Genomic DNA, 23,845 nt, shown 5'->3' on the forward strand with positions numbered 1-23,845 from the left:
GTGGGCGTCGCATAGATCGGCGTGAAGTGGACCTAGCGATAGTCCCTGTTGTTGATCACCTTGCTATCCTTGCCTTCACCAGCGTCGGTCGGCATGCATTCGACCTGCACGAGGTCGGGATAGAGCTCCCAGGACCGAACCAGGAATTTCCTGCGGACACCGTAGGAGGTGATAACACAGCGGTTCAGCACCGGGCTGACCGCCGCCGCGACGTAGCCGGGATAAAATAGCGAGCCATGATGGAGGATACTCCAGATCTCATTGAACCAGGTCGAACGCACCCGGAACGTCACCGTGTTCTGCTCGGTGCAGGGCAGCGTCTCGCAACCGTAGACCTCGTGGATCTCCAGGCCTTCGGTTTGGGAACTGGAGACGTTCTGGGAGTTGGAAAGATACAGCTGCTCGTCGTGACGCACAGTGGCAAGGTACCAGGGTAGGGTCACAGTGACGGTCGCTGCGCCATAGACGAGGTAGCAGGCGGCGATCGTCGCGAGGATCATGATTCCGCCGCGCGCCTTGCTGAATTCCGGATCACCATAGGCGTCCTTGGCGTAGACGCAGCGCGCCCAAAGCGCGCGGTAGCGGGCGAACGCCCATCGCACGAAGCGGTAGATCCGCCAGGTGACCGGAGCGATCAACTGCAGGTAGATCCACCCGCAGGAGCGGACGAACTGCGACCAGAACCGGCCGAGCGCGCTCAGCTCTCGGTGGGCGCGCCCGACCTCGGACTGGTCATAGGATTTCTTGGCCTCATAGGCCTTGGTTTTGAAGTCGGACAGCGTCTTGTCGATGCCGTGCAGCAACGCATCGGCGTCGTTATGCGGCTTTTCTGTCATGGGCGATCCAGTTCGACGTGAAATTGCGGCTTGTGGCATCGAAGCCGATGTCGAGGGTGCCACTGAAGGTGGCGTCCGCCATCGTTTTCTCAACGATCATGGCCTCGATGCGTTTAATGCGGCCTGGCAGGCCGCGCGCTCCGATCTCGGGCGAATAGATCTTGTCGCAGAACTCCCGTAGCTGCGCTTCTGGGAAGCGCACGTCGATCGATTGCGCCGCGTAGAAGGCGTTGATACGTGAGATTTCGCGGAACACGATCTTCTCGATCGTGTCCATGTTGAGCTTGTGGAACAGGATGATGTTCTCGCGTCCCTCAAAGCGGTTCAGGAATTCCGTTCGGAAGGCCTTCTTCAGGTCGCGGATGGTGAGTTCGTAGGCCTCATCCTGGCTCAAGTCGCCGGGACCGGTACCGACCCTCAGCGCATGATCCGCGCCGATGTTGGTGGTCATTGGCATCACCACGTCGCCGAACTCGACCTTGCGGCCCAGGTTGTCGCGGCAGCGCCCGTCGTCGAGGATGTTGAGGCAGATGTTGAAGATGTCGGGGTGAGCTTTCTCGATCTCGTCCCACAGCATGACCTGATACGGATTGGCCCGCACCGAGTTGGTCATCTCGCCGCCCGCCGCGAAGCCGTCGTAGCCCGGAGGCGCGCCGATCAGCTTGGTGACGTCGTTCTTTTCCATGAACTCGCCCATGTCGTAGCGGTTCAGCGCCTTGTCGGTGTCGAACAGTGCCTCCGCCAACGCCTTGGAGACCTCGGTCTTGCCGACGCCACTGGCGCCGCAGAACAGGAACGGCAGCGGCCTGTCGGTGCGCCGCCCTCGTCGCCAGACTTTGACCGCACGATCGATATGATCGAGCACCGCGTCCTGACCGAACACGCGCCGCTTCAGTGAGCCATGGAGATTGAGCAGCTTGACGGCGTCGTTCTGCTTGAGCTTGGAGGCGTCGATGCCGGAGATCAGCGAAAATTCATCGATCACCATGCTTGCAGTGAACAGCAGCCGATCGTTGATCTCCTTCGTGACCGCTTTGTATTTCACCCGATTTTCGTCGACGGCCGCCTGCGTCCGCGCGATGTCGCCGCGCAGCTTGAGAATCTCGGGCGTCGCATAGCCGGACGCCCTGGCGATCAGATCGAAGTCGCCATCGCCGGTGGAGGTCTTGCCGGCGGGATCGTCGAGGTGCCGTTTCTTCTCCTCTTCCTCGAGCCCACGCAGTTGGGCCTCCATTTGTGCGATCGACTTCTCGCCGTCGCGTTGCGCCGCGTAGTAACCCTTGATCTTGGCCTGGTATTCGGCGAACTCGGCCTTATGGCGGGCGATGGCGGCGCGCACGGAGGCGGCCTTTTCCTGGTCTCCGGATGACGACCCGCTCTCCGTGAGACGCGCGAGCTCTGCCTCCAGCTCCGCGAGCAGTGGCGGCGTCGAATGCGCCCGCAGCAGATAGCGCGCCATGCCGCGGTCGAGCAGGGTACGGGTGCGCGCGGGCTGCGCCGCGGTGAGGCCCGTATCGAGTGAACGGTACTTGCTCGACATGTCGATGGCGGCCTTCACCGCAGCCGGATCGATCCGGACCTCGTAGCTCTCCTCGAGGTCCCTGGCGCCGTGCAGTGCGATCTCCTCGAGTTCAGCGCCGACCGGCTCGGTCAGGTCCATCAGCGTAAAGTGATCGCGGAAGTCGGAGTGACACTTAAGGACCTGTGTCAGGTCGGCCTCGCGCACCTCAAGGAAGACCTGCGTCTTCTTCGCCTTCACCATCGCCGTCAACGCGTTGACGATGTGCATCAGCCCACTGTTGCGCAGCGCATCGATCAGATCGAGCGTATCCTCCACGATCAAAACGCTATCGGGGGTGCGGTTCAGGGTCGCAAATATGGCCTTAAACTGCTTGACGATAGCGTCGTTGTCGCCGAGGCCGAACAGGCCGTCGGTGTCGAGCCAGAACAGCCGCTTATTGACGATGTCGAACGGTGCGTCGGGGTCGGACTTGCGCGCTTGAAGGGCCAGGGCCAGCGTGGTGATGCCGACGCCGCTCGGACCTGAGACGATCACGCTGTTGGATTCCATCCGCGTCAGGATGGTGCACAATTCCTCGAACTTCTCCGTGCGGCCAACCAGCTTGAAGTTCTTCCGGCTGGCGAGCTTCTCGCTGCCGGTGATCAGGAAGTTATCGGCCATTTCGGATTTCCATCAGTCAGGCTTGGAGGTGGGGAAGCGCGGACCGGCAGAGCCCGGTCCGCGGGCGGGGCTCAGAATTGCCCGAAAGTAATTTCCTTGTCGTCGACCGGTTTCGGCGCCACGGAAGCGGCCGACGCACCGGGACCCTTGGCGTCCAAGCCGATGCTTTCTTGTAGCCGCGCACGTACGGTGGCGGTGACATCGCTAAGCTCCCCGAGCCGGCTCTGGATGTTGGAGAGCCCGTCTTCTCGCAGCTTGTTGGCGGCCTGCAGCGATTCGGCGATGCTCGACATGGACTCGACCTTCTCCATGATCCGCTTGGATGCCTCGTCGACCTGCAGCGCCTGGCGGATGACCTCCTTGTTGGCTACGTCGTCTGTCACCGCATTCATCGCCCGCATTGAATCGCGCACGCTCTCCGAGGCCTCGTTGAGCGCCGAGTTGTTGAGCGCCTGGATGGTGGTGTTGAGGCTGGTGGCGACACTGGCGATGCCGTCGCTGGAGAGTTCGCGCAGGTTGACATTCTGCTTGCCGAGGGCGTCGTGGAAGGTGTTGGCGTCGACCGCGTCCTTCTCGAGATCGGCCACGGTCTTCTTGGTGCTCCGCCCGCTGTCCAGCAGATTGGTCACGTGACGTTCAAAATCGTTCTTCTTGCGCTCGCGCTCGAGACGGGCGAGGGTATCCTCGCCCTCCTTGGGGGTCGACAGCGCCTGAACCTTCTGCTTGTTCGCGGCGCAGGCGAGGTCTATGCCTTTGTCAAGAATCGCGACCACCGTGATCATCTGCGAATTGATCTTGACGAGCTTATCGGCTTGCCCCTCGATCCCTCCGAGTTCGTCGCGCAGCTCCGAGACCGTGACCTGCGACTTGTCGATGTAGTCGAGTGCCGCCTTGATGATGCCTTCGACGCGCTTGACGTGCTCGGGGCCGGAGATGTCGAGCATCTTGCGGACCTGGTCCTTCTCGGCCTTGAACTTGCCCTGCTTGGCGTCGTGCTCAGCCTTTTCCGCGATGATCGCCAGCGCCTTGTCGCGGCAGGTCTTCAGGTCATCCATCCGCTTGGCGATCAGGAGCTCCTTGGCGGCGATTTCGACCTGTGCGGATTTCTTGATACCGCCGAACAGGCCGGTTTGCGTCTTCAGCTTGGCGATGTCGCGATCGAGCATCTCTCTGTCGGAGGTAATTTGCCGCGTTTCAGATTCGGTTTCTGAAGTGCGGCGATCCCAATCAGCCTCGCGCTTGCGATCCTCCTCAATCTCCGCGAACGTATCCAGCACGACATTGTCGCCGGCGGTGCGCAGCGTGTAGAGCGCATCCAGATTGTCGACCAACGGCCGTATCATCTCGCGGAAGTCGAGGACGCCCTTGTTCATGTCCGCAAACGTCTGCTTCATCTTGGCAAAGACGGTCGTCGACGACAATTCGATCAGCTTGCGCTGCATCAGCGTGCGCTGCTGCGCCAGATATTCCTTGTAGGCCTCGAGCTGTTTGATCGACGCCTTGCACTCCTCGGCGAGGTCAGGCGAAAGCAGGGTTCCGACCTGGCGGCTGCGCTCCTCCGGAGTGGCTTCGGGATTGAAGACGATCTTCGCCACTGGATTGGCGGTGATGTCGACGGGCGCGACCTGCGTCGCCTGCTTCGGCGCCATCCGCGCCTTGACGGCCTCATTGACTGCGGTCGATTCCGCGAGTTTCGGGGATGCTGAGGTGGACATGCAGTCGTCTCCTGGTCTGGCGACTCCGTGAGGGAGGCGCATGGGCGGCGCAGGCGTCCAGGCCGCGTCGCGGAAATCGTCTTTAGGCGGCAAACTCGAGAAATCCGGCCAGCGCGGAACCTAGATGCGACCCCTCTGTCGCACAACCATAGGGAGGTTCAATTCGAACCGTTTAGCCAAACGAAGTTGCGACGTCCTTTATGCGTCGTTCTGCGTTTGCCGCGAGTTTCAGCCTAGAAGGAGGGCTCATTGTCTTGTTCTCCGATGGCTGCTGTCGCTTCGTCGCCGGTCTGGTTCGATTGAGTCTTCGGCTGCCAGTTCTGGATCGATGTGAGGCGTCCTCCGCATTAGTCGCTCCAGGAGCGCGCTTGGCTTGACGCCGGCGAGGTTTGCACGGCGATTTGAACAGAGGGCTGTCGTGCCGACTAAGAATTCACATGCAAGTAAGGTCTAGAGATTTGAATTTTCTTGTGAAATTCTTGCCCCTCTGTCTGCGGAGCGGGAGCTCCGGCCGGCTCGATCTGATTATTTCTGGCGAAAAATTATAACTTAATTTCAATGGTATATGAATTCGCGGTTTTATTCTGAATGGCGCGCCAGCTACTACAAGACACGCCACTGCGCCTCGGGGTAACCTTGGCCGCGCCATCGTCCGCCCTGGCGTCACCTTCTGGACGAATCCGCAAATCTGGCCTGAAGCACCTGAGAGCGGTTCTAGCGGCCGTGAAACTAAGGACTCGCCAGAGACAGAGACACCTGGACTGTCAATGTATACGGAGATGACGCATGAAACTCGCGCATGACGGCATCCAACTGTCCTTCGACATCGCCGGGGCGGGACCGCTTCAGTTCCTGTTCGTCCATGGCCTGGGCGGAGATCGCACGCATTTTGCACCGCAGATGGAGTATTTCGCTCGTCAAGGTCGGGCGTTGAATGCCGAGTTGCGGGGGCATGGTGAGAGCGACAAGCCGCAACAGACGTATTCGATCGAAGGCTTCGCCGAAGATCTCGTTTGGCTGTGCAAACGACAGCAGATTACAAAGCCGGTCATTGTGGGTCAAAGCATGGGTGGCAACATGGCGCTCGAAATCGCCGCCCGCTATCCGGACTTTCCTGCAGGCCTGGTGCTGCTCGATTCAGGGGTGCTCTTCCCTGCCTCAGCAGGGACAGTGTTCGCCGGGTATCTGGAGGGCTTAAGGGGCTCGGATTTTGCGGACGAGGTGCGGAAAATTGTGGCGGACTCCTGTCTGCCGACGGACAGGTGCCGCGCCCATGTTGAACAGACCTTTCTGGCGACGCCACAGCACGTGCTGGTGTCCACATTTACAAGTCTGTTTCCCTGGGACGTGCATCGGGCGCGTGAGTGCGCCCAGGCGTGCCGGGTCCCGGTACTCTACATCGAAGCGGCCCATCGGCTCGCGGATCTGGATCGTCTCGCGGCACTGTGCCCGCAATTGGTCACGGCCAAGGCCGTCGGCTCCGGGCATTTCCTGTCGCTGGAAGTGCCGGAGCAGATCAACCCGATGATCGACCGGTTTATCTCGCTCTACGTGCGGGAGCCCGGGTAGACTTCGTCGCGGCCGCGCAGTGCGAATGGCAATTGGCGGTCCGGTCGTGCGTGCGAACCGCCGAGACGAACGCGCCATCCCCGCTCGGCCATGCTTGCCCTATTCGGCGGTTCGGGAGATGACCTTCTCCGAGAGGTCATTTAAATAAGCTTGTAGCTCTTCGATATTTCCGAATTCTTTGAAGTCTCCCCGATCCAGCGCAGCGACGCCGACGCGAGCCGCTGCTTGCAGGGCTTTCAGCTTGCTCGCATCCTCCGCCTCGCGCTGCTCCACGAGCCGCAAACCATCGCGCAGCACTTCACTGGCATTCTGATAGCGGCCAGACTTGACGAGAGTCTCTGGGAGTTCTTCCTGACGCTCCGTCAGCACGACATTTCTGATGGGCATTGGCATCGTCCCCGGGGCATTCGAAAGCGAATCCATATGGCATATTATGCGATACGGATTTGATCGCCTCGACCCGAGTGTTGGTGCGCACCCTTGGCAGCAGCCGTGCCGCTCAAGAGCTGACTTGTATCTGACCGGCATGCCCTTCAAGTCGGAACGAAGCACCGTTGATCTGCTCGATTAGATCCGGAGACTCTCTATCATCCCGCATGCATGCGCCAGCTCCGTCAGCTTGCGCATGGCGGCGTCGGGATCGGCGAATTTCCGGGCTCGACGAAGACGTCATTGTTGACCTGTACGCCCGGTGTCAATCGAATACGCGATAGGCCGATCAGCTCGGTGCGGCCTTCGTGCCAGTTCCATACCAACTCGTGCACCACGTACATGACGACCGAGGTGATGGCGACGAGCCCGGCGGTGTTGCCGGCGGTCGCGATGTGCCCGGTGGTCCAGAAAGAGATCGCAAAAATTTCGGCGGTTCCGATCACTCGCCACGTCAGGGCCTTGGCGATCGCCTTACGCATTGGGATGCTCTCCTCGGTTTTATGAATGGTCCGAGTGTCCGCAGACCCTCACAAGTCGTGCGGTGCGCGCTTCTCGGAAGTGATCGCGCTGAACATGAAGGTTCCCGTTGGTCGTCATCGCTGAATGTCGGGGAGGTCCGTGGATTTGCGCCCGCGTCGACTGAACCTCGTCAGCGGGTTCTACCGGCCGCCCGACGGATCAACATCATAATCGATAAAATTTTACCGACAATTGAAACCAATTATTAACCTTACCGCGGTCGCGGCGGCCTCGCGATGAGGCGTGCCACCAGCCGGCGCGCATCTGTTCCGGGCTGCTTTGTTCGGCGCGGTGCTCAATCCGCCTTGCCGCGCTCTCTCTATCTCTGCCGCCAGCGCCACTCTCGCGCGGCCAACTGTTTCAGGGCGCGTGCTTCGGTGCGATCGCCTCGCAAACGACATAGTCCCGGCAAGACTGCGATCGCTTCACAAGGATCCAGTTCGCCATGAGACACCGCTTCGGAGCCACGGCTCTGGCGCTGCTCGCTATCGCCAGCGCCGCCGCGCAGGCCAAGGCCGAGCAGCCGGCGGATTACTGCCGGCGCGTCGGCAACGACGACGCACCCCGCGATCTGCCGCCGGACATGGCGCCTGCCGTAGCGAAGTTGTTCGAGCTCTCGGGCCCGGAGGAGGCGGCTGATGCGGCGGTCTATCGCTGCGCCGGCGGCAAGCCGCTCGCCTGTTATGTCGGCGCCAACCTTCCCTGCGCCAAGATCGCGACCTCGCGGACAAACGAGGCCGTCTCGCGCTATTGCCGAGAGAATCCGGGTGGCACGGTTCCCGCAGCCGTCTCCGGGCACGACACGTTGTTCGAGTGGCGCTGCGTGGGAAAGGATGCGCTGGCAGGCAAGCCCCTTTGGCATCTCGACGCCCGCGGCTTCGCTATCGAATTGTGGAAGCCTCTGCCATGAGGGGCGTCTTTAAGAAGCTGTCTCCGCGGACCTTCGTGCTGGTTTTCGCGGCGCTGGCCGGCTTCTGTTTCCTCGCCGGCGGCCGCGACGGGGTCGAGCGCATCCAAGTCCTGCGCGCCTACGAGCGCGCCGAGGGCGAGGTGACGCTCGAGTTGCGCCGTTCGAGCCGGATCGGCGGCGTCGGCCGCCGCTCGCCTTATCGCGCGCCCGCCGACGTCTTCGACTACGCACCGCTGGTGCGCTTCGAAACGGCGCAGGGCGGCGTCGTCACGGTCGCCGGAGCGGTCAGGTCCAGCCTCGTGCGCTATCAAGTGGGCGAGAAGCTGCCCGTGTTTTACGACCCGCGCGATCCGCAGCAGGCCGTGGTCGGAACCTTCCTCGAATTCTGGACGCCGATTCTTGCCTGGACCGGGTTCGGCCTGGTCTGGGGGCTCGCAGCCTATGGCGCCGAGAGGCTCATACAGGCCGGTCGCGACGACAAGCGGCATCGCGCGAAACACGTCATCGCAAGCGGCGAGACTGGATGACGGCTTTCGCCGGCACACGGCCGCGCAGCTTCGAGCACAGCATGGCGGAGCAATAGGGTCCATCTTCATCGCCGCCGCGGCCATTTGGCCCTAGCCGTGGACGTTCAGTTCGCGATCTGATTTACCTGTCGTGGCCCGCTTCCGAGCGGTGCGTGGCGCAGAGGGAAATCGTGAGCAGGTATTGGTCAGAGCTGGCGAAGGGGTTGTCGCCTTATGTGCCGGGCGAGCAGCCGCAGATTCCCGGCCTGGTGAAGCTGAACACCAATGAGAGCCCCTTCGGACCGTCGCCGAAGGCGATCGAGGCGATCCGGGCGGCGGCCAGCGATACGCTGCGTCTCTATCCCGATCCGCAGGCGACACGGCTGCGCGAGGCGCTGGCCGATTATCACAAGGTGGCGCCGGATCAGGTCTTCGTCGGCAACGGCTCGGATGAGGTGCTGGCCCACGCCTTCGCCGCGTTGCTGAAGCAGGGCGAGCCGGTGCGGTTTCCCGATGTGACCTACAGCTTCTATCCGGTTTATTGCAGGCTGCTGGGCATCGACCACACGACCATTCCGCTCGACACCGACATGTGCGTGTGTGTCGACGACTATCTCGATCGCGCTGGTCCCGTCATCGTTGCCAACCCGAACGCCCCCACGGGAATCGCACTTCCGCGTACGGAGATTGCGCGGCTCGCCGCGGGGCGCAGCGATGCAGCCGTGGTGATCGACGAGGCCTATGTCGATTTCGGCGCCGAGACCGCGATTCCCCTGATCGGCGAGCATCCAAATCTCCTGGTGGTCCAGACCATGTCGAAGTCGCGCGCGCTCGCTGGACTGCGCGTGGGTTACGCGATCGGCGATGCCGGATTGATCGCGGCGCTGACGCGGGTGAAGGACAGCTTCAATTCCTACCCGCTCGGGCGGCCCGCCCAGGCCGGCGCGATCGCCTCCATCGTGGACGAAGCGCATTTCCAGGAGACGCGTGCGGTCATCATGCAGAACCGCGCCAATTTGACCGCCGCGCTGATCCGGCTCGGCTTCGAGGTCCTGCCGTCCAGCGCCAATTTCGTCTTCGCGCGCCATCCCGAACGGTCAGGCCGGGCGCTGGCGGCGGGCCTGCGCGAGCGCGCAGTGCTCGTCCGCCACTTCACGGCGCCGCGCATTTCCGACTACCTCCGCATCACCATCGGCTCGACAACGGAGCTCACGCGCTTGACGGACGCCCTGCGCGAGGTTCTCACGCAGAACAGCTGAGATCGGTGCGATCCCGGTGCATGAGAGAAATTGAGACGCATACGTCTCGGCGCATCGGACGGCCGACCCGCGCAACCTCCGGGAGGATCACATTGCCTGTTGTACGGTTCATGGCAGCGGCGGACGTCGCGGTGACCGCGCGGCTCTTCCAGGAGATGCAGGCGCATTACCGCGTCGATTGCCCGTCACTGAGCGAGATCACGGCAAGGCTGACGGGCTTGCCGAACGGCGTCAGCATCCTTGTTGCGGCCAACCCGGATGTGGTTGGGTTCGCGGCCCTCAGCGCGATCTTTCCAGGGCCTGGCCTCAACCCTGGGTTCTTCCTCAAGGAGCTATTTGTCTCTGCTCATGCGCGCAGATGCGGCGTCGGGACCGCACTGATACGTTACGCCGCGCAGCTCGCAGTGCAACGTGGCTTCACACGCCTTGACTGGACCGCCGATCGCACCGACGACAAGCTTCTCCGCTTCTACATGGCGCTCGGCGCAGTCGAGCAGCCGGAGAAAGTGTTCCTTCGCCTAAGTGGGCCGGCGCTCAACGCGGCTGCATCGCATGAGTCGGGCGAGGGAGAAGGCATGGCCCAGATGTGACACGCTCAGCCTCTGGCCGAATGCCTGATGTCAGCGGCGCCGACGTCAGGCTCGCCCAGGCGGCCGTTGTCTCGCATGTAATCCACGGTGGGATCTTCACCGGCGAGCGCCGCCGCACGGATGCTCACAGAGGCGCACAATCCCGGACACCATCCAGGAGCGCGGGAGCCCGTTTGCTGAACTGTGCTGAAGCTGACGCTTGCGACATTCAGGCCGGTGACACTTCATCTCCATGTGGTCAGCGGCCGAACGTCTGGTCAGGGAGAGCTCCTTGCGAAAGTTTCGACGGCTTCCGGGATTTCGGTTTGTCTTGCTCGCTGCTTGTTTGACGGTCTTAGCGGCTTTTCCCGTGCCTGGAACTGGCATGGCTGCGGCCAACGACATCGTCGTTCCGAGGCCTTCGACGGAGGAAAGTGCGCTGGACGCATGTGTCGCCTTCTCGGCAAAAGGTCGCTCCGACGTGGCGCGGGCCGACCTCGGCCCTCGGCTGCGCGATCCCAAAAAACGTATCGAGGCAGAAGACCGGTCGGGCCAGAACCTCGCCGGCAGGAACTTCAGTGGCAAGATCTTTGTCAGCGCGAAGCTCAAAGCTGCGAGCCTTCGCGGCGCCGATCTCACGGGGGCAATCATTTGCAGCAGCGACTTGACAGGCGTCGATCTCACCGGCGCCCATCTCGAGCGCGCCTTCATCGGCGGCGGCACCGAATTGGATGGCGCTAATCTTGGTGGTGCATCGGCACATGGTTTGACTATTGCAGATGCGTCCGGAGCCATTCGGATCGATGGCGCCGATCTGGGGGACGCGACCATCATGTGCGAACCTGGCGATTTCGTTCCCTGCCTCGGCAACCGGATATCGATCGTCAGCATGTTCGGTACGAATCTAAGAGGCGCGACGATCGATCATTTGTGCTGTTCGGCTCTCGGCCTCCAGACGGCGCGGCTTGGAGGCGTGACGACGCAGTTGAATGGATATCATGACATGAATTTTACCCTCTTGGCTGCCGGCGTGGCTGAATCCGAACGGATCACACTGATACCGGACTACGGCTTTTCGGGGCACAAGACTGAGTTCACCGGCGAAGAGGTTCACCAGCTTGCCCCCATTGTGAACCGAATGCAGCTGGCATCTGTACACCCCAGCTTCGATTGCTCGCGCTCAAGGACTGATGTGGAAAAGGCCATTTGCGCCGATTCGAAACTCGCAGCGTTGGACCGCGCGCTAGCTTGGCTATGGGAGAAGGTGGAGCACAATGCGGCGCAGAATGCGGACCAGGGGAAATGGTTCAGCACGCGCGGGGACTGTCCACCACCGGGCGAAGACTCGCGCGGCTCATTCGTGTCCGCGGCAGATCCTCGGGGTTGCATTGGGCTTGCTTATGTCGAACGCATCAAACAACTCGCGCCAGTATCGACGGCGACAGCGATCGGTAGCGCGACATACACCACAGACCGGCCAATGGACATGCCGCGGGACAAGACCGCGGCCCTTGCTCAAAGGTTCATAGCCGCGCGCGGCTTTCGGGTGGATGAAATCACCGTCAAGACTTTGGGCAATGGTGCAGGTCATATCTCTGGTTATGGCGTTTGGGCCAATGGTCATCTCTGCGGATTTGACGCGTCCGAGCCTGAGACCAAGCGAGCCGGCTCGCAGTTTAGGATCACGGACGGTTCGGCGACGCCCCGTGACGACGACAGCATCAGCTTCGCCATCACGCCGTGGGTGGTGGTCCGGGTCGGCGGTGACAAGCAGTTCCAGTGCGGCGCACGTGGCGGCTGGTCCGACGTCTACTTTCGACAGCCCGACAGTTTGGTTTCAACAGCAGATGGTCTGACGCCTCCGCAATGAAAAAAGAGGCGCGATCGCTCGGCCGCCGCCATCAGCCGCGCGCATGCGGCTGCTGTCTCACACATAATCCACGTTCACGCGGAATTCGCCGCCGATCACCAGATACTCGCCTTCGCCCTTGAGCGGGTGCGACGACAGCAGACTGTTGAAGAACAGGATCTTGCCGACGGGAATGCGCGCGGTGAGGAGGGTGTCGCCGAAGCAGCCGGCGCTGTCGCGGTCGGACGAGAACGAGACCAGGTTGTTGAGCCGGACCACCGCCTCGCGCCGCGCCGTCCGCTCCACGATCCAGTGCTCGTCGAAATCATTGACGCCGCGATACAGCGTCAGATGGCTCGCGCCTGAGAAAGCAAAACGCCGGATCGCCCATTGGCAGAACTCGAACAACAGATCGAGCTGCACCCAGATCGCGTTGTTGTGGAAGCGGCTCGACATCTTCTCTTCGACATAGGTGGCCCAGGCGCGGCTCGACACCCGCTCGATGACCTCCTTGTGGAATGATGGGCCGATGCCGAACCGGCTCTCGACCCAGCCCTTCAGCACGGCGCCCTCGGCGCCGTTGCTATCGAAGCTCCAGCCCTGGATCAGCCGCAGGAAGGACGAGCGAAAGCGCCGCTTGCCGGCCGACGCCGCCGCGCGCTGTTCGGGATCGAGGCCGAACATCGCCATCATGTAGGACGAGAAGGCCTCGCCGGCCTCGGCGAGGTCGTCCGCCTGCTCCAGCATCGTGAACAGGCTGGGGTTCATCTCGACCACGCCCCAGATGTGCAGTGGCACCGCAGCATCGTTGAAGGCGCAGCTCGAAAGCCACTCCGAGGGGCGCCCCACCAGGTTGGTCGAATGGCCGATGCCGCGCCGCGGCAGCTGTCCTGTGTCGTTCATGGCGGCCATGATGCGGCCTTGCGCGCCGCCGGGAAAGCCCCGCGTAGCGGCTTCCCGCGCCAAATCGGCGACATCCTGCATCCGCCGCCGACCGCGGCTGCCTCTGCCGCGCTCCGCGCGAGCATCAATAATTTGGCTCGTGGTCCTTCGACCGCAACATTTGCGAATGTGCCTCTCGGAAAGAGATGCGAATGTTGCAGGCGGACCATAAGGGGCAACCGCCTCCGTCAACCTACGTAAGGGACGGTCCCGAATGGTTCGCAGGCGCCGTTTTGCTTAAAAGCAGGTTGAGGACAACGGCTCCGGTGTTCCTATGAACCATTCGATTTACAGCGCCGATCGAGCGACCCACCTGAAGATCGTGGTCATGGCTTTGGTGATGGCGACCGTGATCGCAGGGGGCAGCCTTTGTTTTCACGCCGTGAACCTTGCAAGCCGTGAGGGTGTTGTCGTCGTCGTGGCGAAGGCGCCGGCGATGGCCAGCGCCGGTATCGACCGCCGCACGTTGAACTGAGGGGACCGCAGCCAGATCTCGCATTCTTTGATCGGGGAGTACCGGCATGGATCGTACAACCGAGTTGCAGCACTTGATCGATGCGGAGAAGCGGGTTGCGCAAGGCGAGCACCACATTGCGCGGCAGGAGCAGATCGTGTCCGAGCTGGACAGCCACGGCCACGACGCCACGGCGGAGCTGGCAGTGGCGCTGCTGACGACGTTTCGCCGCTGTCAGGTCGAGCATGTGGCCCACCGCGACTTCATTCTCAGGGAATTGCAGCAACATCCGGCGGCGCCGGCACCTGACGCATCGCGACGAAGCTGAAACAGAAAGTGCGTAGCACACCATGGACCGCAACGTTCTCTTTAAGTGCCCGAGAACGGGGATCAACGTGCAGCATTGGCTGTCGGACACAGCACTGAGCGAGAGCGATCAGTCCTATGTTTCGATGCCCTGCCCGGCGTGCGGATCTCTGCATTTCGTCAACAGCCGGACGGGCAAGCTGCTTGTGCCGAGCGAGCCGGCCGATCGTGGCTCGCCGCGGTCGCGGAGCTCTCAGTGGCTCACCTGATCGGTCACGTCCTCCACGTGATGCAGCAGGAAGACAAGCCGCCCCGCATCGTCATGGATCGGTGTGTTCACCGGCTGCCAGCGCTTTTCGACGAAGGTGCCGGAGAGGTCGCGGACATCGTAGCGCTGCACCGCCATCGCATGGGGACGTCCGGTCTGGGCGACCGTTTTCAGTGACGCGTACAGATTGCTGACGCCGTCGGCGAGCGGGTCGTCCGGATTGTCGGGAAAGACCTCGAACAACGATCTTCCGACGATGGCTTCGCGGCTGGTGAAGGTCGCGGCGGCGTAGGCCGCATTGATGTCGATGATCTGCAGGCGCGGTCCGGGATCGAGCAGCATGTAAGGATGCGGCGAGCCGTCGAAGTCCGCCAGGAACTGCTCTCTGATCGACGCTGCGTCCCCAGCTTCCACGGCGTGTTGCGTGAACGGCAAAGGACCCGCGCCCTCCTCATCCGCATCGATCAGCGCCAGCTCGCGCTTGGCGGTCGCCAGCAGCCGCTCCAGCGTCCCTTGAAGGGTGGTTTCGCTGGTTTCGCCCAAAAGTTTCTGAAAATGAGCGATGTTCTGCTCACAGATGAATCGTTTCATTATCCTGCAAAGCCGCAACTGTCGCGCTGCAGTTGTAGTCTAGTCCAGCCGCCGTGGGAAGGCCGCCGCCCTTATGCTGCGTGCCTCAGGCGCTCGCGGCGTCAAGCTGCGCCACTTGGTCGCGGCTGAGCTCCAGCCGCGTTGCTGCGACCAACGTGTCGACATGCTCGGGCTTGGTGGCGCTCGCGATCGGCGCCGTGACCGACGGCTTGGCCATCAGCCAGGCGAGCGCGATTGCCGCCAGCTCCGCTCCGGTCTCACGTGCGACCTCGTCGAGCGCCGCGAGGATGCGCAGGCCGCGGGCGTTCATGTATTCCGGAATCGCGCGCTGCCCGCGCGGGCTCTTGCCGAAATCCGCCTCCGAGCGGTATTTGCCGGTCAGAAATCCTGCGGCGAGCGAGAAGAAGGTGATGACGCCGACCTCGTTGGCTTCGCAGACGCCTTGCAGTGCGCCTTCGTAAACCGATCGTTTGGCGAGATTGTATTCGGGCTGCAGGCTTTCGTAGCGCGGCAGCCCGGTCTTGTTGGAAATATCGAGCGCGCTCTGCAGCCGCTCGGCGGAAAAATTCGAGGCGCCGATGACGCGCACCTTGCCGGCCTTGATCAGTTTGTCATAGGCCGCGAGCGTCTCCTCCTGCGGCGTGGTCGGGTCGTCCCGATGCGACTGATACAGATCGATATGGTCGGTCTGCAGCCGGCGCAGGCTGTCCTCCACCGCGCGGGCGATGTAGTCGGCCTTCAGCCCGATCTTGCCGTCGCCCATGTCCCACCCGACCTTGGTGGCAAGGATGATGCGGTCGCGATTACCGCGCGCCGTCATCCATTTACCGATGATGGTCTCGGATTCGCCGCCAGAGTGGCCCGGCGCCCAGCGCGAATAGACGTCGGCCGTGTCGAGAAAATTCAGCCCGGAGTCCAGCACCTTGTCGAGCAGGCGGAACGATGCCGCCTCGTCCACCGTCCAGCCGAGCACGTTGCAGCCGAAGCAGAGGATCGGGACGGAGAGGCCGGAACGGCCGAGCTGACGATGCTTCATGGCGGGGCTCTCGAATTCGTGGGTCTGGTCGGATGGCGGAACCGCGCGCCAGATTGCTCCGGTTTGCCTGACCTGACCAGAGCAGCCATAGCATGGGTGGCACACAGTGCCATGTTTCAACGCAAGTAATTGGCGGGTCCCGTCGGCGTCGCGCCGGGCAGGGAGCTATGCGCGCGAGCCGTCAACAAGCGCGTCATAGATGCCGCGCTGGTACATGGGCAGCGCCCGGCGACCGGCGGCGCCGCGTCCGGTCGCGATCGTTGCCCCCGAGCCCGCGGACACCGGCACCTGGTGCTGGATCAGGTAGATCATGATCAGGTCATTGACCGGATCGGCCTGCCACCAGGTGCCGAAGATCCCCGGCCAGGTGATCGCGCCCGGCGCGCCGCATGCATAGGGATTGTCGATCACGTCCTCGGCTATCGAGAGCCCGAGCCCGAAGCCGGACTTCTGCCACAGCGGCATGCCCGCGAACGGGACCTGGCGCTGTGCATCCGTCAGCCGGTTGGTCCGCATCAGCCTGACCGTCTCCGGCCGCAACAACCGTCCGCCTTCGCAGGCGCCGTCGTCGAGCAGCATCCGCGTGAAACGATGATAGTCGGGCGCGGACGAGATCAGCCCGCCGCCGCCCGGCGTATAGGCCGGCGGTGCGTCGTACATCACCGGTTCGACCTTGGCGAGCCGGCCCGCCGCCTCGTCATATCTGTAGAGGCTCGCGAGGCGGCTGCGCTTGTCGTGCGGCAGCCAGAAGTCCGTATCCGCCATGCCGAGCGGCGCGAAGATCCGTTCCTGCAGGACCTGGCGAAGCGGCTTGCCGGCGACGCGGCCGATCAGGAAGCCGAGCACGTCGGTCGAATGGCCATAGTGGAAGCGTTCACCGGGCTGATAGGCCAGCGGCAGGGTGCCGAGCGCGGCCAGCCATTCGTCGGGGGTCGAGCGGTTCATCGCGGGGTCGCCGAGCGCGCGCTCATAGGCCGGCTTGAGCGGGCCTTCCGAAAAGAAGGCGTAGGCGATCCCCGAGCGATGGGTCAGCAGATCCTCGATGGTGATCGCGCGTTGCGCCGGCACCGTGTCGTCGAGCGGGCGTGCGGCATCGCGCAGCACGCTGAGATTGGCGAGCTCCGGTATCCAGCGCGAGATCGGGTCATCGAGCGCGATCCTGCCTTCCTCGAGCAGCATCAAGGCTGCCACCGAGGTGACCGGCTTCGTCATCGAGGCGATCCGGAATAGCGTGTCGGACCGCATCGGAGCCTTAGTTTCAAGGTCGCACCAGCCGATCGCCTCGGCCTGCACGATCTCGCCGCCGCGCGAGGTGAGGGTCACGACGCCGGCGAGCTCGCCACGATCGACGAAGGCCTGCAGGGCAGGGCCGAGCGCGGCGAGCTTCGTGGCATCGAAGCCGCGCGCGCGGATGGCATCCATGGTCATGAGTCCGGCGTTCAGTTGGTCTTGAACTCGTCCGTCATGATCGGCCCGAACAGCACCCAGCGCTGGCCGTCGAACTTCATCATCTGGAACTGCTTGTTGATGCGGTAGTCGTCGGAGCTGGTGTTGACGGACATCCCAGGCAGTCCAAGGTCGGGCACGAAATCCCTGATGTTGGTGGCCTGCTTCATGATGTTGGCGCGTGTCAGATCGTCGCCGCATTGCTTGAGGATGTGGACCAGGAGCGCTGCCGTTGAGTAGCCATAGGTGGCGTAGCCGCTATTGGCGTCCTCGCCGGGCGCGTATTTGGCCATGAATTCCTTGTAGCGCTTCATGCCGGGGTCATCGGCCCATTGCGGATCGAGCGGATCCTTGCCGTAGGCGACAGAGATGATGTCCTTGGCGTTGTCCGGGCCGGCCGGGATCAGCACCTGTCCGACTGCCGAGGCGTTGACCTCCAGGATATGAACCGGCTTCCAGCCCAGCTCGGCGGCTTTCCGGATCGATTGCGCCGCGAATTTCGGCGTCGACATGTCGTAGAACAGATCGGCGCCCGAGGCCTTCAGCGTCACCAGCTGGGAGTCCACCGTCGGATCGGACAGCTCGTAGGACAGCTCCTTGACGATCATGCTGGCCTTGGCGCCGAGCCCGTCCTTCAAGCCCTTGACGTAGTCTTTGCCGAGATCGTCGTTCTGATAGAGGATGCCGATCTTCGCGTTCGGATAGTTCTCCAGAATATACTTGGCGTAGATATGGGCTTCCGACTGGTAGTTGGGGTTGGCGGAGATCGTCCACGGAAAGTTCTTGGGATCGGTGAAGCGTGACGCGCCGCTTCCCGCCAGGAGCTGCGGCACGCCCTTGCTGTTCAGATATTTCTGGACAGCGGCGTTCGGCGGGGTCCCGATGATCTGGAAAGTGGTGAGCACCTCATCGCTCTCGACCAGCTTGCGCACCTGCTCGACTGTCTTCGGTGGGCTGTAGCCGTCGTCATATTGGATCAGGTTGATCTTGCGGCCGTTGACCCCGCCCTGCTCGTTGATCATGCGGATATAGGCGGCCTCTGCCTTGCCGATATTGCCGAAGGCGGAGGCTGGTCCGCTCAGCGGATTGGTCTGGCCGATCTTGATCTCGGTGTCGCTGGCACCGGGATCGTATTTCGTCTCGGCAAGCGCTGATGTCGTGAGGCTCGCGCCGAGCATCAGCACGAGAGCGGCGGCCGGTCCCTTCAAACGCGTCATCCCATGTCCTCCCGTCGGGCGGCCGATCCATCGCCGGCCGTCATTGGTGGCCAGGGCCTGTCCATACGGAAATCAGTTGTAATCTCAGGAGGTTGTCGCCCCTCCTGAAACGCGACGTGGCTGCAGGCGTCCAGCTCAATTTCATTCATTTAGTACTAAATAAATGAATATGGCAAGGCCTGCCATTGCTTGACCCGAGCAGGCCTGCGCCGCATCGTCGCCGCCGAGGTGATCAGGAAGGCTGGACGTCATGGCAGAGCCGAAACTCGAGGGGCGCCGCTCGCGGGCGGAGCAGCGCGCCGGGACCGTGAAGCTGATCCTCGACACCAGCGAGGAGCTGTTCGCGCAGCTCGGCTATTTCGGCGTGACCATCAAGGATGTCGCCGACCGGATGGGCATCCATCCCGCGCTGATCCACTACTACTTCGATGGCAAGAAGGCGCTGTTCGATGCCGTCTTCGAACGCCGCGTGGACTACGCGGTGAGGCTGCGCACCGCCGAGCTCGATGCCTATGAGGCCGAGGTCGGCGATCGTCCGACGGTGGAAGGTGCGCTGCGCGCCTATTATGACGGCGCATTCGAGGTCTACATCAATGACGAGGAGGGCTGGCGCCATTTCGGCCGCATCTTCGCGCAGGTGAACAACGCGCCCGGTTATGGCGCGGAGAAGATGGACACCTATTTCGATCCGCTGGTGCTGCGCCTGATCGGCCTGCTGCAGAAGGCGCTGCCTGATGCGAAGCCGGAGGACCTGTTCTGGAGCTTCCAGTTCACCTCGGGCGCCTATTCGCTGATCCTGTCACGGACTGGCCGCATCGACCGTCTGTCGAACGGCCTCTGTGCGTCCGACGATTTCGCCGCCGTGCGCGAGCGGTTCGTGACCTTCATGGCGGCGGGCTTCGAGGCGCTCTACAAGCGCGGCAAGGCCAAGTCGGCATGAGGCGCGAACGGCGTGCCTTCGCCTGAGGAGCGCTATCCAGCGCTCGCGCCTTGTCACCCCTCGAGTGCAGTCATGATCACGGCCGGGGCGCAGTCGCGATGCACCGTTTCTCGACCAGATCGCCATTCTCAGTTACAATCCCCTGAGTTGGACATGCGGGCGTGGTTCTGATGCTGAGCTATCCTCACCTCACGTCAATCCTGCAAGCATTGCGGCCGCCTTTGACCGAGGCGGTCGTGACTTCGACGCTCGCTCCGCGGCTCGTCGAAACCTGGTTGAATGACTATGCGCGCACCGCCGGCAATTACGACATCGTGGAAACACGGGCGGACGGTTTCTCCTATCTGTTCGACATCTCGGCCGAGCGCTTGATCGCGGCGTGGGGACTCAGCAAGGGCAAGGATGCTTCCCCACGCGCAATCATCGCAACCAGGATGAAAGGTCATCCGCTCACCAACATGGTGGGCGGCAAACGCTATCACCGGGGGCACGCCGTCCCGCACACCATGGGCGGGCGGACCGATATCAATCTGGTTCCACAGCTTGGCGTGATCAATTCAGGCCGCTTTCAGGAGCTTGAGCGTTTGTCTGTTGCGACGCCAGGCTCGCTGTATTTCACCTATTGGCGATATCCGGACGCGCGCACGCAGCGACCGTCCGGTGTCGAGCAGGGCTGTCTCATTGCGGGCTCCGCTCCCTACATCGCCGAACTGCGAAACTGAAGCCGGAGCGCAGGGACTCACCTCTTTGAGAAGGTTCGGTGCAAGCTCAGCGCAACCCGCGGCATCGCCTCACCGCATCTCCTTGGCCCGCTGCCGTCGCAGAAAATCGCTGTAGAGCTGCGCGGCCTGTTCGGGCGTGAGATTGACCTGAGCCTTGCGCTCCTGGAGAAACCTGCGGAATTCCGCCGGAGAGCCCTGAATGAGCTGCGACGATGGCTCCGTTCGCGCGCCGTCGAGCCATTGCTGCGCCGCTTTGAAACGGATCAGTCCCGGCACCGCGGCCGACAGCACGGTGTCGCGCCATTTGGGATTGCGCGGCGGCGACTGCAGGATCTGGATCTTGTCGAACAGCGCATTCACGAACCGCGCCGTGCGCCGGTAACGCTCGCTCTGTTCGGGCCAGTTATAGACCATGAGGACGGTGGGCGCCGCGACCGTCTCGATCTTGACGCCCGGCGGCACCAGGTTCGGATACTGCTCGGAGGTGAAGTTGGAGGGGAAATAGATGTCCTGCAGCGCCCGGTCGTAGGGGATCGAAAGCAGATGCAGCTTGCCGCCGTCGTTCTTGACGCCTTTGATGATCGGCGCGTCCCTCGATACTGAGGCGATCCAGGCGTCTCCCTGGCCGTCGATGAGCTTCTGCAGGCCGCCGGTGGGATCGGTCTGGTCATCGATATCGGCCTCGATGCCGAAGCGTCGGAAGATCGCCCGCGCCGCCGGCAGGCCGATCGAGCGTTCGGCGAACACGCGCTTGCCGGTGAGATCCTGCAGGCTATGGATCTCCGGCCGCGCGATGATGTGAACCTCGTTGTAGAACAGCTTGGCGATGTAGCGCACGCGCTGGTTAAGGTCCGGGATGTTGTATTCGTTCTTCACGTAGTCCAGCGCGTCGGTGGTGACGAAGCCCATATCGATGTTCTTCAACATCACGATGTCGATGAGGTTCTGTGCCGCGCCACGCCCAAGGATCGGCAGCACGCGCAGCTTCTCGCCATCGTCCAGCACCGCGGCCATGTCGGAGCCCATCACCGACATCGGACCGCCGATCGGGGCAGTGATCACCGTCACGGTCCCAGAGTTCAATGCCTCCCGATCCGGCAAAGTGCCCAGGCGCGGCGCTTGGGCTGTGGGGGCTGCCGGGGCTGCTCGGGCGGCTGCGGCGGCGGGCGCGCGCTGCAGCAGCTGCTGGGCACCGGCGCCGCCGGCCAGCGTCGCGAGCAGTACCGGGATGAGAGCACAAATAACGACGCGCGCTGCGCGATGCACCGAACGCTCCCCCAATTGATCTTACTATGCGCGCATAGTTGATTTGGAACCCGGCTGAAATTTGGCCTCCTCTTGGCGAAGACCGGATGACTCCACACCCGTGACGGTATTAAGTGCCGGTATTTCGTGCCGGTGGAGCGGCTCATCGCGGTGCAATGCGCGGACATTTGTGCTGATTGTGCACCAAACCGGGAGCGAGGCGGCATCGATCGTCTCGTCGAGCCGGTCCTGCGCGCGCAGACGCGGATTGAACTATCAACTGCAGCGGGTCGTAGGGGGCGTGACCGCGCCCAGATACTTCCAATTTGTCCGGAGTTCGCTCGTGATCGCGCAGCCCAGCATATTGTTAGCAAGAGGGCGGATGTGGCGAGCTACCCTTCGCCAATGCGTCATACGAGAGGCAACCTCATCCCGGGCACGGTTCAGAGGCGAACCAGGAATTCAAGCACGCGTCTGCTAAGCAGCGTCGCCGCCTCCGCGTCGTATGATGGAAGTGAGCTATCAACGAACAGGTGCTGCTCGCCGCGGTATAGGAAAAGCTCTGCGTTCTCGATGGTGTCGACGATCTCACGAGCGGAGTCGATGTCGCCGTCCTTGACGAAGATCGGGTCGTTATCCATCCCGTGAATCTGGACCGGAACACCTTCGGGCCACGGTCCGAAGGCCCATTTGCCGCTGATCGGCAGGCAGGAGTGGAAGAGCAGGGCTCCGCGACCTCCGGGCCGTGTCTGTGCGAGCTTCTGCGCCGGCAGCACGCCGAATGAGAACCCGGCGTAGACGAGCTCGGGGGCCAATCCGTCCGCAACCCGGACGCCGCGCTCGCAAATGTCCTCGATCCTGATCTGGCCGATATAATTGAGGCCCTCGTCGATGCTCGAGAAGGTGCGGCCATCGAACAGGTCCGGCGTGTGCACGGTGTGGCCGACAGCCCGCAACTGGTCTGCGAAGGCGCGTACACCGAGCGTCAGCCCCTGTGCATGGTGGAACAACAAAACCTGGGCCACAGCGAACCTCCGGCTGGGTGAGAGGGCGCACGATCGATCACCTTATCGCCTGGCCTCCCTGGCCAGGAAGGAGTGGGCACCGCGCGCTCAAACAGGCCTATGCCGCCTCACCAAAGTGAGAAAACCTGGTCAATATTGCGGTCCTGTACTCACCCGATTTTTCCGAGACCCAAAGCTGCCTGCGGACGGAATTGATGTTCAGGAAGAATTCGGCGTAAGGCCAGCCGTTCTGCTCTTCGATCACGACCTTCGTGCGCATGGTGAAATGGCCCTTGTCCGGCACCACCAGACCTCGCAACGGCAACATTTGGCAGATCAGGGCCTGCTTGTCCGGCCAAGCTGGACGAGCATGCGGCTCAAAGCCGAAGCACTGCTCGAGCCTGCGGAGCACGCGCGTCGTCCGGTCGCCATGTGAGACCAGCGCCAGCTCCCGTGTCGGGTGGCCACGCGGAATGGTCCATTCCTCACGCCCCGTCAGGACCGGTCGTCCACTCTTGAGCTCCCAGCTCTCGGCGGCGTCCTTGTGCTCGCCATTCGACAGTCCGAGAACGAGACCGAACCCTGCCGGGTCGCCGGCTGAATTGTTTGCCACTTCGATCCAGAGGTTCTCGTTCCATCTCCATTCGGTGATGTCAAACACGTAGGCGTCAGAACCGGGAACGAACTCCTGCGGATCGCCTGCGGGATCAGGTCCCGAGCCTCCAGCGCGAGCCCCTTGGCATCGCTCCGTAGAGCCCCTCCGGAGTTGGGCCTCGTGTAGGCCTCTTCGGCTTCAGCCAGTCGAACAGCCCCATCGTCTCTTCCCCTTGGCAATGTTTCGGCCGGACTAACAAGCATAGGCCGCGCTCGCCCACAAGCTGTGGATGCCTTCTGACTCTCGCCAGTATCCGCGACCACGGAGGTCGATACACTGGGCCCGGAGGCGGATTGACGTGTAGGGTCGCTGCACTTCGCCGTTAACGTCGTCGCTCACCCGTCGGGCAATTCTCGCGTCCCCCTCATGCACAAATTGCCCGTCGTGCCACTCTGTCGCACGACTCGCAGCTTGCCTCGTCGGGCAAATCACGACGATGATCTCGGCCATCCCGTTCGCGATGAAGAGGGCGTTTCGGCCGATCGTCACGAAGCGTAGCGGCGGGGAGCGGTGGACGCATCGGACTTGGGGCTTTGCATGTGCGAGCCGGCGAGCAAGTCTGGTGCGGACGGTCAAGTCGCGTGGTCCTGGCCTCCCGACGCTGAGGCCGCGCGGATGCGAAAGCATCATGCGCAAAGCGGTGGCCAACAAGCCCGGCGCACCGGGGAGATCG

General features: G+C 62.7%; 23 protein-coding genes. 10 read left to right on the forward strand and 13 right to left on the reverse strand.

The features are described from left to right. Positions 1-32 precede the first annotated feature (32 nt). The 3 genes from BRAS3843_RS37045 to BRAS3843_RS37055 all read right to left on the reverse strand — a co-directional run bounded on the left by BRAS3843_RS37045 (position 33) and on the right by BRAS3843_RS37055 (position 4,733). The gene (locus BRAS3843_RS37045) at positions 33-836 is read right to left on the reverse strand and encodes a hypothetical protein (protein WP_008974422.1); all 804 of its coding nucleotides are present in this window, start codon (positions 834-836) and stop codon (positions 33-35) included. Beyond that, positions 817-3,018 carry an AAA family ATPase gene (locus BRAS3843_RS37050; RefSeq protein WP_008974423.1) on the reverse strand — a complete coding sequence of 734 codons (2,202 nt, stop codon included), beginning with the start codon at positions 3,016-3,018 and terminating at the stop codon, positions 817-819. Before BRAS3843_RS37050 ends, BRAS3843_RS37045 begins: the two co-directional genes overlap by 20 nt. 71 nt (positions 3,019-3,089) lie before the next feature. Further along, complete coding sequence (locus BRAS3843_RS37055; protein WP_008974424.1) at positions 3,090-4,733, reverse strand: hypothetical protein; 1,644 nt, start codon at positions 4,731-4,733, stop codon at positions 3,090-3,092. Between the two features lie 786 nt (positions 4,734-5,519). Here BRAS3843_RS37055 and BRAS3843_RS37060 point away from each other — a divergent pair. Further along, complete coding sequence (locus BRAS3843_RS37060) at positions 5,520-6,302, forward strand: alpha/beta hydrolase (RefSeq protein ID WP_008974425.1); 783 nt, start codon at positions 5,520-5,522, stop codon at positions 6,300-6,302. 99 nt (positions 6,303-6,401) lie between these two features. Here the strand turns inward: BRAS3843_RS37060 and BRAS3843_RS37065 are convergent, their stop codons facing one another. Both BRAS3843_RS37065 and BRAS3843_RS37070 read right to left on the reverse strand, forming a co-directional pair. Beyond that, positions 6,402-6,689 carry a type II toxin-antitoxin system ParD family antitoxin gene (locus BRAS3843_RS37065; protein WP_008974426.1) on the reverse strand — a complete coding sequence of 96 codons (288 nt, stop codon included), beginning with the start codon at positions 6,687-6,689 and terminating at the stop codon, positions 6,402-6,404. Positions 6,690-6,916: 227 nt separating this feature from the next. Then, complete coding sequence (locus BRAS3843_RS37070; protein WP_008974427.1) at positions 6,917-7,213, reverse strand: DUF2061 domain-containing protein; 297 nt, start codon at positions 7,211-7,213, stop codon at positions 6,917-6,919. Positions 7,214-7,698: 485 nt separating this feature from the next. Between BRAS3843_RS37070 and BRAS3843_RS37075 the strand changes: the two genes are divergently transcribed. The 5 genes from BRAS3843_RS37075 to BRAS3843_RS39150 all read left to right on the forward strand — a co-directional run bounded on the left by BRAS3843_RS37075 (position 7,699) and on the right by BRAS3843_RS39150 (position 12,367). Beyond that, the gene (locus BRAS3843_RS37075) at positions 7,699-8,163 is read left to right on the forward strand and encodes a hypothetical protein (protein WP_008974428.1); all 465 of its coding nucleotides are present in this window, start codon (positions 7,699-7,701) and stop codon (positions 8,161-8,163) included. Further along, positions 8,160-8,690 (forward strand): DUF3592 domain-containing protein, encoded by a 531-nt coding sequence (locus BRAS3843_RS39145; protein ID WP_008974429.1) that lies wholly within the window; start codon positions 8,160-8,162, stop codon positions 8,688-8,690. The genes BRAS3843_RS37075 and BRAS3843_RS39145 overlap by 4 nt, the downstream gene beginning before the upstream one ends. A gap of 170 nt (positions 8,691-8,860) precedes the next feature. Continuing rightward, positions 8,861-9,928 (forward strand): histidinol-phosphate transaminase, encoded by a 1,068-nt coding sequence (gene hisC, locus BRAS3843_RS37090; protein WP_008974430.1) that lies wholly within the window; start codon positions 8,861-8,863, stop codon positions 9,926-9,928. Between the two features lie 110 nt (positions 9,929-10,038). Then, positions 10,039-10,518, forward strand: a complete 480-nt coding sequence (locus tag BRAS3843_RS37095) for a GNAT family N-acetyltransferase (protein ID WP_050886598.1) — start codon at positions 10,039-10,041, stop codon at positions 10,516-10,518. A 364-nt stretch (positions 10,519-10,882) separates the two neighbouring features. After that, positions 10,883-12,367, forward strand: a complete 1,485-nt coding sequence (locus BRAS3843_RS39150; RefSeq protein WP_008974432.1) for a pentapeptide repeat-containing protein — start codon at positions 10,883-10,885, stop codon at positions 12,365-12,367. Between the two features lie 57 nt (positions 12,368-12,424). Here the strand turns inward: BRAS3843_RS39150 and BRAS3843_RS37105 are convergent, their stop codons facing one another. Continuing rightward, positions 12,425-13,249, reverse strand: a complete 825-nt coding sequence (locus BRAS3843_RS37105; protein WP_035984080.1) for an NAD(+)--dinitrogen-reductase ADP-D-ribosyltransferase — start codon at positions 13,247-13,249, stop codon at positions 12,425-12,427. Between the two features lie 313 nt (positions 13,250-13,562). Between BRAS3843_RS37105 and BRAS3843_RS37110 the strand changes: the two genes are divergently transcribed. Then, complete coding sequence (locus BRAS3843_RS37110) at positions 13,563-13,763, forward strand: hypothetical protein (RefSeq protein WP_008974434.1); 201 nt, start codon at positions 13,563-13,565, stop codon at positions 13,761-13,763. 46 nt (positions 13,764-13,809) lie between these two features. Then, complete coding sequence (locus BRAS3843_RS37115; protein ID WP_008974435.1) at positions 13,810-14,070, forward strand: hypothetical protein; 261 nt, start codon at positions 13,810-13,812, stop codon at positions 14,068-14,070. Between the two features lie 231 nt (positions 14,071-14,301). Here BRAS3843_RS37115 and BRAS3843_RS37120 read toward each other — a convergent pair whose 3' ends face one another. The 4 genes from BRAS3843_RS37120 to BRAS3843_RS37135 form a co-directional block, all read right to left on the reverse strand. Further along, positions 14,302-14,925, reverse strand: a complete 624-nt coding sequence (locus BRAS3843_RS37120) for a PAS domain-containing protein (RefSeq protein WP_244425564.1) — start codon at positions 14,923-14,925, stop codon at positions 14,302-14,304. 67 nt (positions 14,926-14,992) lie between these two features. Then, positions 14,993-15,943 carry an aldo/keto reductase gene (locus tag BRAS3843_RS37125; protein WP_008974438.1) on the reverse strand — a complete coding sequence of 317 codons (951 nt, stop codon included), beginning with the start codon at positions 15,941-15,943 and terminating at the stop codon, positions 14,993-14,995. A 165-nt stretch (positions 15,944-16,108) separates the two neighbouring features. After that, complete coding sequence (locus BRAS3843_RS37130; RefSeq protein ID WP_008974439.1) at positions 16,109-17,371, reverse strand: serine hydrolase domain-containing protein; 1,263 nt, start codon at positions 17,369-17,371, stop codon at positions 16,109-16,111. Between the two features lie 11 nt (positions 17,372-17,382). Continuing rightward, on the reverse strand, positions 17,383-18,606 hold the full coding sequence (locus BRAS3843_RS37135) for an ABC transporter substrate-binding protein (RefSeq protein ID WP_008974440.1): 1,224 nt from the start codon (positions 18,604-18,606) through the stop codon (positions 17,383-17,385). Positions 18,607-18,856: 250 nt separating this feature from the next. On the opposite strand from BRAS3843_RS37135, the gene BRAS3843_RS37140 reads away from it, so the two are divergent. Then, entirely contained in the window at positions 18,857-19,546 is a 690-nt protein-coding gene (locus BRAS3843_RS37140; RefSeq protein WP_008974442.1) for a TetR/AcrR family transcriptional regulator, read from the forward strand. 236 nt (positions 19,547-19,782) lie between these two features. Continuing rightward, complete coding sequence (locus tag BRAS3843_RS37145) at positions 19,783-20,268, forward strand: hypothetical protein (RefSeq protein WP_201768886.1); 486 nt, start codon at positions 19,783-19,785, stop codon at positions 20,266-20,268. Positions 20,269-20,337: 69 nt separating this feature from the next. Here the strand turns inward: BRAS3843_RS37145 and BRAS3843_RS37150 are convergent, their stop codons facing one another. From BRAS3843_RS37150 to BRAS3843_RS37160, 3 genes are all read right to left on the reverse strand, one after another. Then, the gene (locus BRAS3843_RS37150) at positions 20,338-21,534 is read right to left on the reverse strand and encodes a hypothetical protein (protein ID WP_008974444.1); all 1,197 of its coding nucleotides are present in this window, start codon (positions 21,532-21,534) and stop codon (positions 20,338-20,340) included. A 422-nt stretch (positions 21,535-21,956) separates the two neighbouring features. Next, a complete protein-coding gene (locus BRAS3843_RS37155; protein WP_008974445.1) occupies positions 21,957-22,538 on the reverse strand; it encodes a dienelactone hydrolase family protein in 582 nt (193 codons plus the stop codon). Between the two features lie 97 nt (positions 22,539-22,635). Further along, positions 22,636-23,178: a hypothetical protein gene (locus tag BRAS3843_RS37160; RefSeq protein ID WP_008974446.1), complete on the reverse strand. Its 543-nt coding sequence runs from the start codon at positions 23,176-23,178 to the stop codon at positions 22,636-22,638. Positions 23,179-23,845 lie beyond the last annotated feature (667 nt).

The organism is Bradyrhizobium sp. STM 3843 (assembly GCF_000239815.1).
Taxonomy (GTDB): domain Bacteria; phylum Pseudomonadota; class Alphaproteobacteria; order Rhizobiales; family Xanthobacteraceae; genus Bradyrhizobium.

Bases quoted from the DNA above. Each gene is read 5' to 3' on its own strand.
- BRAS3843_RS37045 (WP_008974422.1), bottom strand. From the start codon at position 836: ATGACAGAAAAGCCGCATAACGACGCCGATGCGTTGCTGCACGGCATC.
- BRAS3843_RS37050 (WP_008974423.1), bottom strand. From the start codon at position 3,018: ATGGCCGATAACTTCCTGATCACCGGCAGCGAGAAGCTCGCCAGCCGG.
- BRAS3843_RS37055 (WP_008974424.1), bottom strand. From the start codon at position 4,733: ATGTCCACCTCAGCATCCCCGAAACTCGCGGAATCGACCGCAGTCAAT.
- BRAS3843_RS37060 (WP_008974425.1), top strand. From the start codon at position 5,520: ATGAAACTCGCGCATGACGGCATCCAACTGTCCTTCGACATCGCCGGG.
- BRAS3843_RS37065 (WP_008974426.1), bottom strand. From the start codon at position 6,689: ATGCCCATCAGAAATGTCGTGCTGACGGAGCGTCAGGAAGAACTCCCA.
- BRAS3843_RS37070 (WP_008974427.1), bottom strand. From the start codon at position 7,213: ATGCGTAAGGCGATCGCCAAGGCCCTGACGTGGCGAGTGATCGGAACC.
- BRAS3843_RS37075 (WP_008974428.1), top strand. From the start codon at position 7,699: ATGAGACACCGCTTCGGAGCCACGGCTCTGGCGCTGCTCGCTATCGCC.
- BRAS3843_RS39145 (WP_008974429.1), top strand. From the start codon at position 8,160: ATGAGGGGCGTCTTTAAGAAGCTGTCTCCGCGGACCTTCGTGCTGGTT.
- BRAS3843_RS37095 (WP_050886598.1), top strand. From the start codon at position 10,039: ATGGCAGCGGCGGACGTCGCGGTGACCGCGCGGCTCTTCCAGGAGATG.
- BRAS3843_RS39150 (WP_008974432.1), top strand. From the start codon at position 10,883: ATGGCTGCGGCCAACGACATCGTCGTTCCGAGGCCTTCGACGGAGGAA.
- BRAS3843_RS37105 (WP_035984080.1), bottom strand. From the start codon at position 13,249: ATGAACGACACAGGACAGCTGCCGCGGCGCGGCATCGGCCATTCGACC.
- BRAS3843_RS37110 (WP_008974434.1), top strand. From the start codon at position 13,563: ATGAACCATTCGATTTACAGCGCCGATCGAGCGACCCACCTGAAGATC.
- BRAS3843_RS37115 (WP_008974435.1), top strand. From the start codon at position 13,810: ATGGATCGTACAACCGAGTTGCAGCACTTGATCGATGCGGAGAAGCGG.
- BRAS3843_RS37125 (WP_008974438.1), bottom strand. From the start codon at position 15,943: ATGAAGCATCGTCAGCTCGGCCGTTCCGGCCTCTCCGTCCCGATCCTC.
- BRAS3843_RS37130 (WP_008974439.1), bottom strand. From the start codon at position 17,371: ATGACCATGGATGCCATCCGCGCGCGCGGCTTCGATGCCACGAAGCTC.
- BRAS3843_RS37135 (WP_008974440.1), bottom strand. From the start codon at position 18,606: ATGACGCGTTTGAAGGGACCGGCCGCCGCTCTCGTGCTGATGCTCGGC.
- BRAS3843_RS37140 (WP_008974442.1), top strand. From the start codon at position 18,857: ATGGCAGAGCCGAAACTCGAGGGGCGCCGCTCGCGGGCGGAGCAGCGC.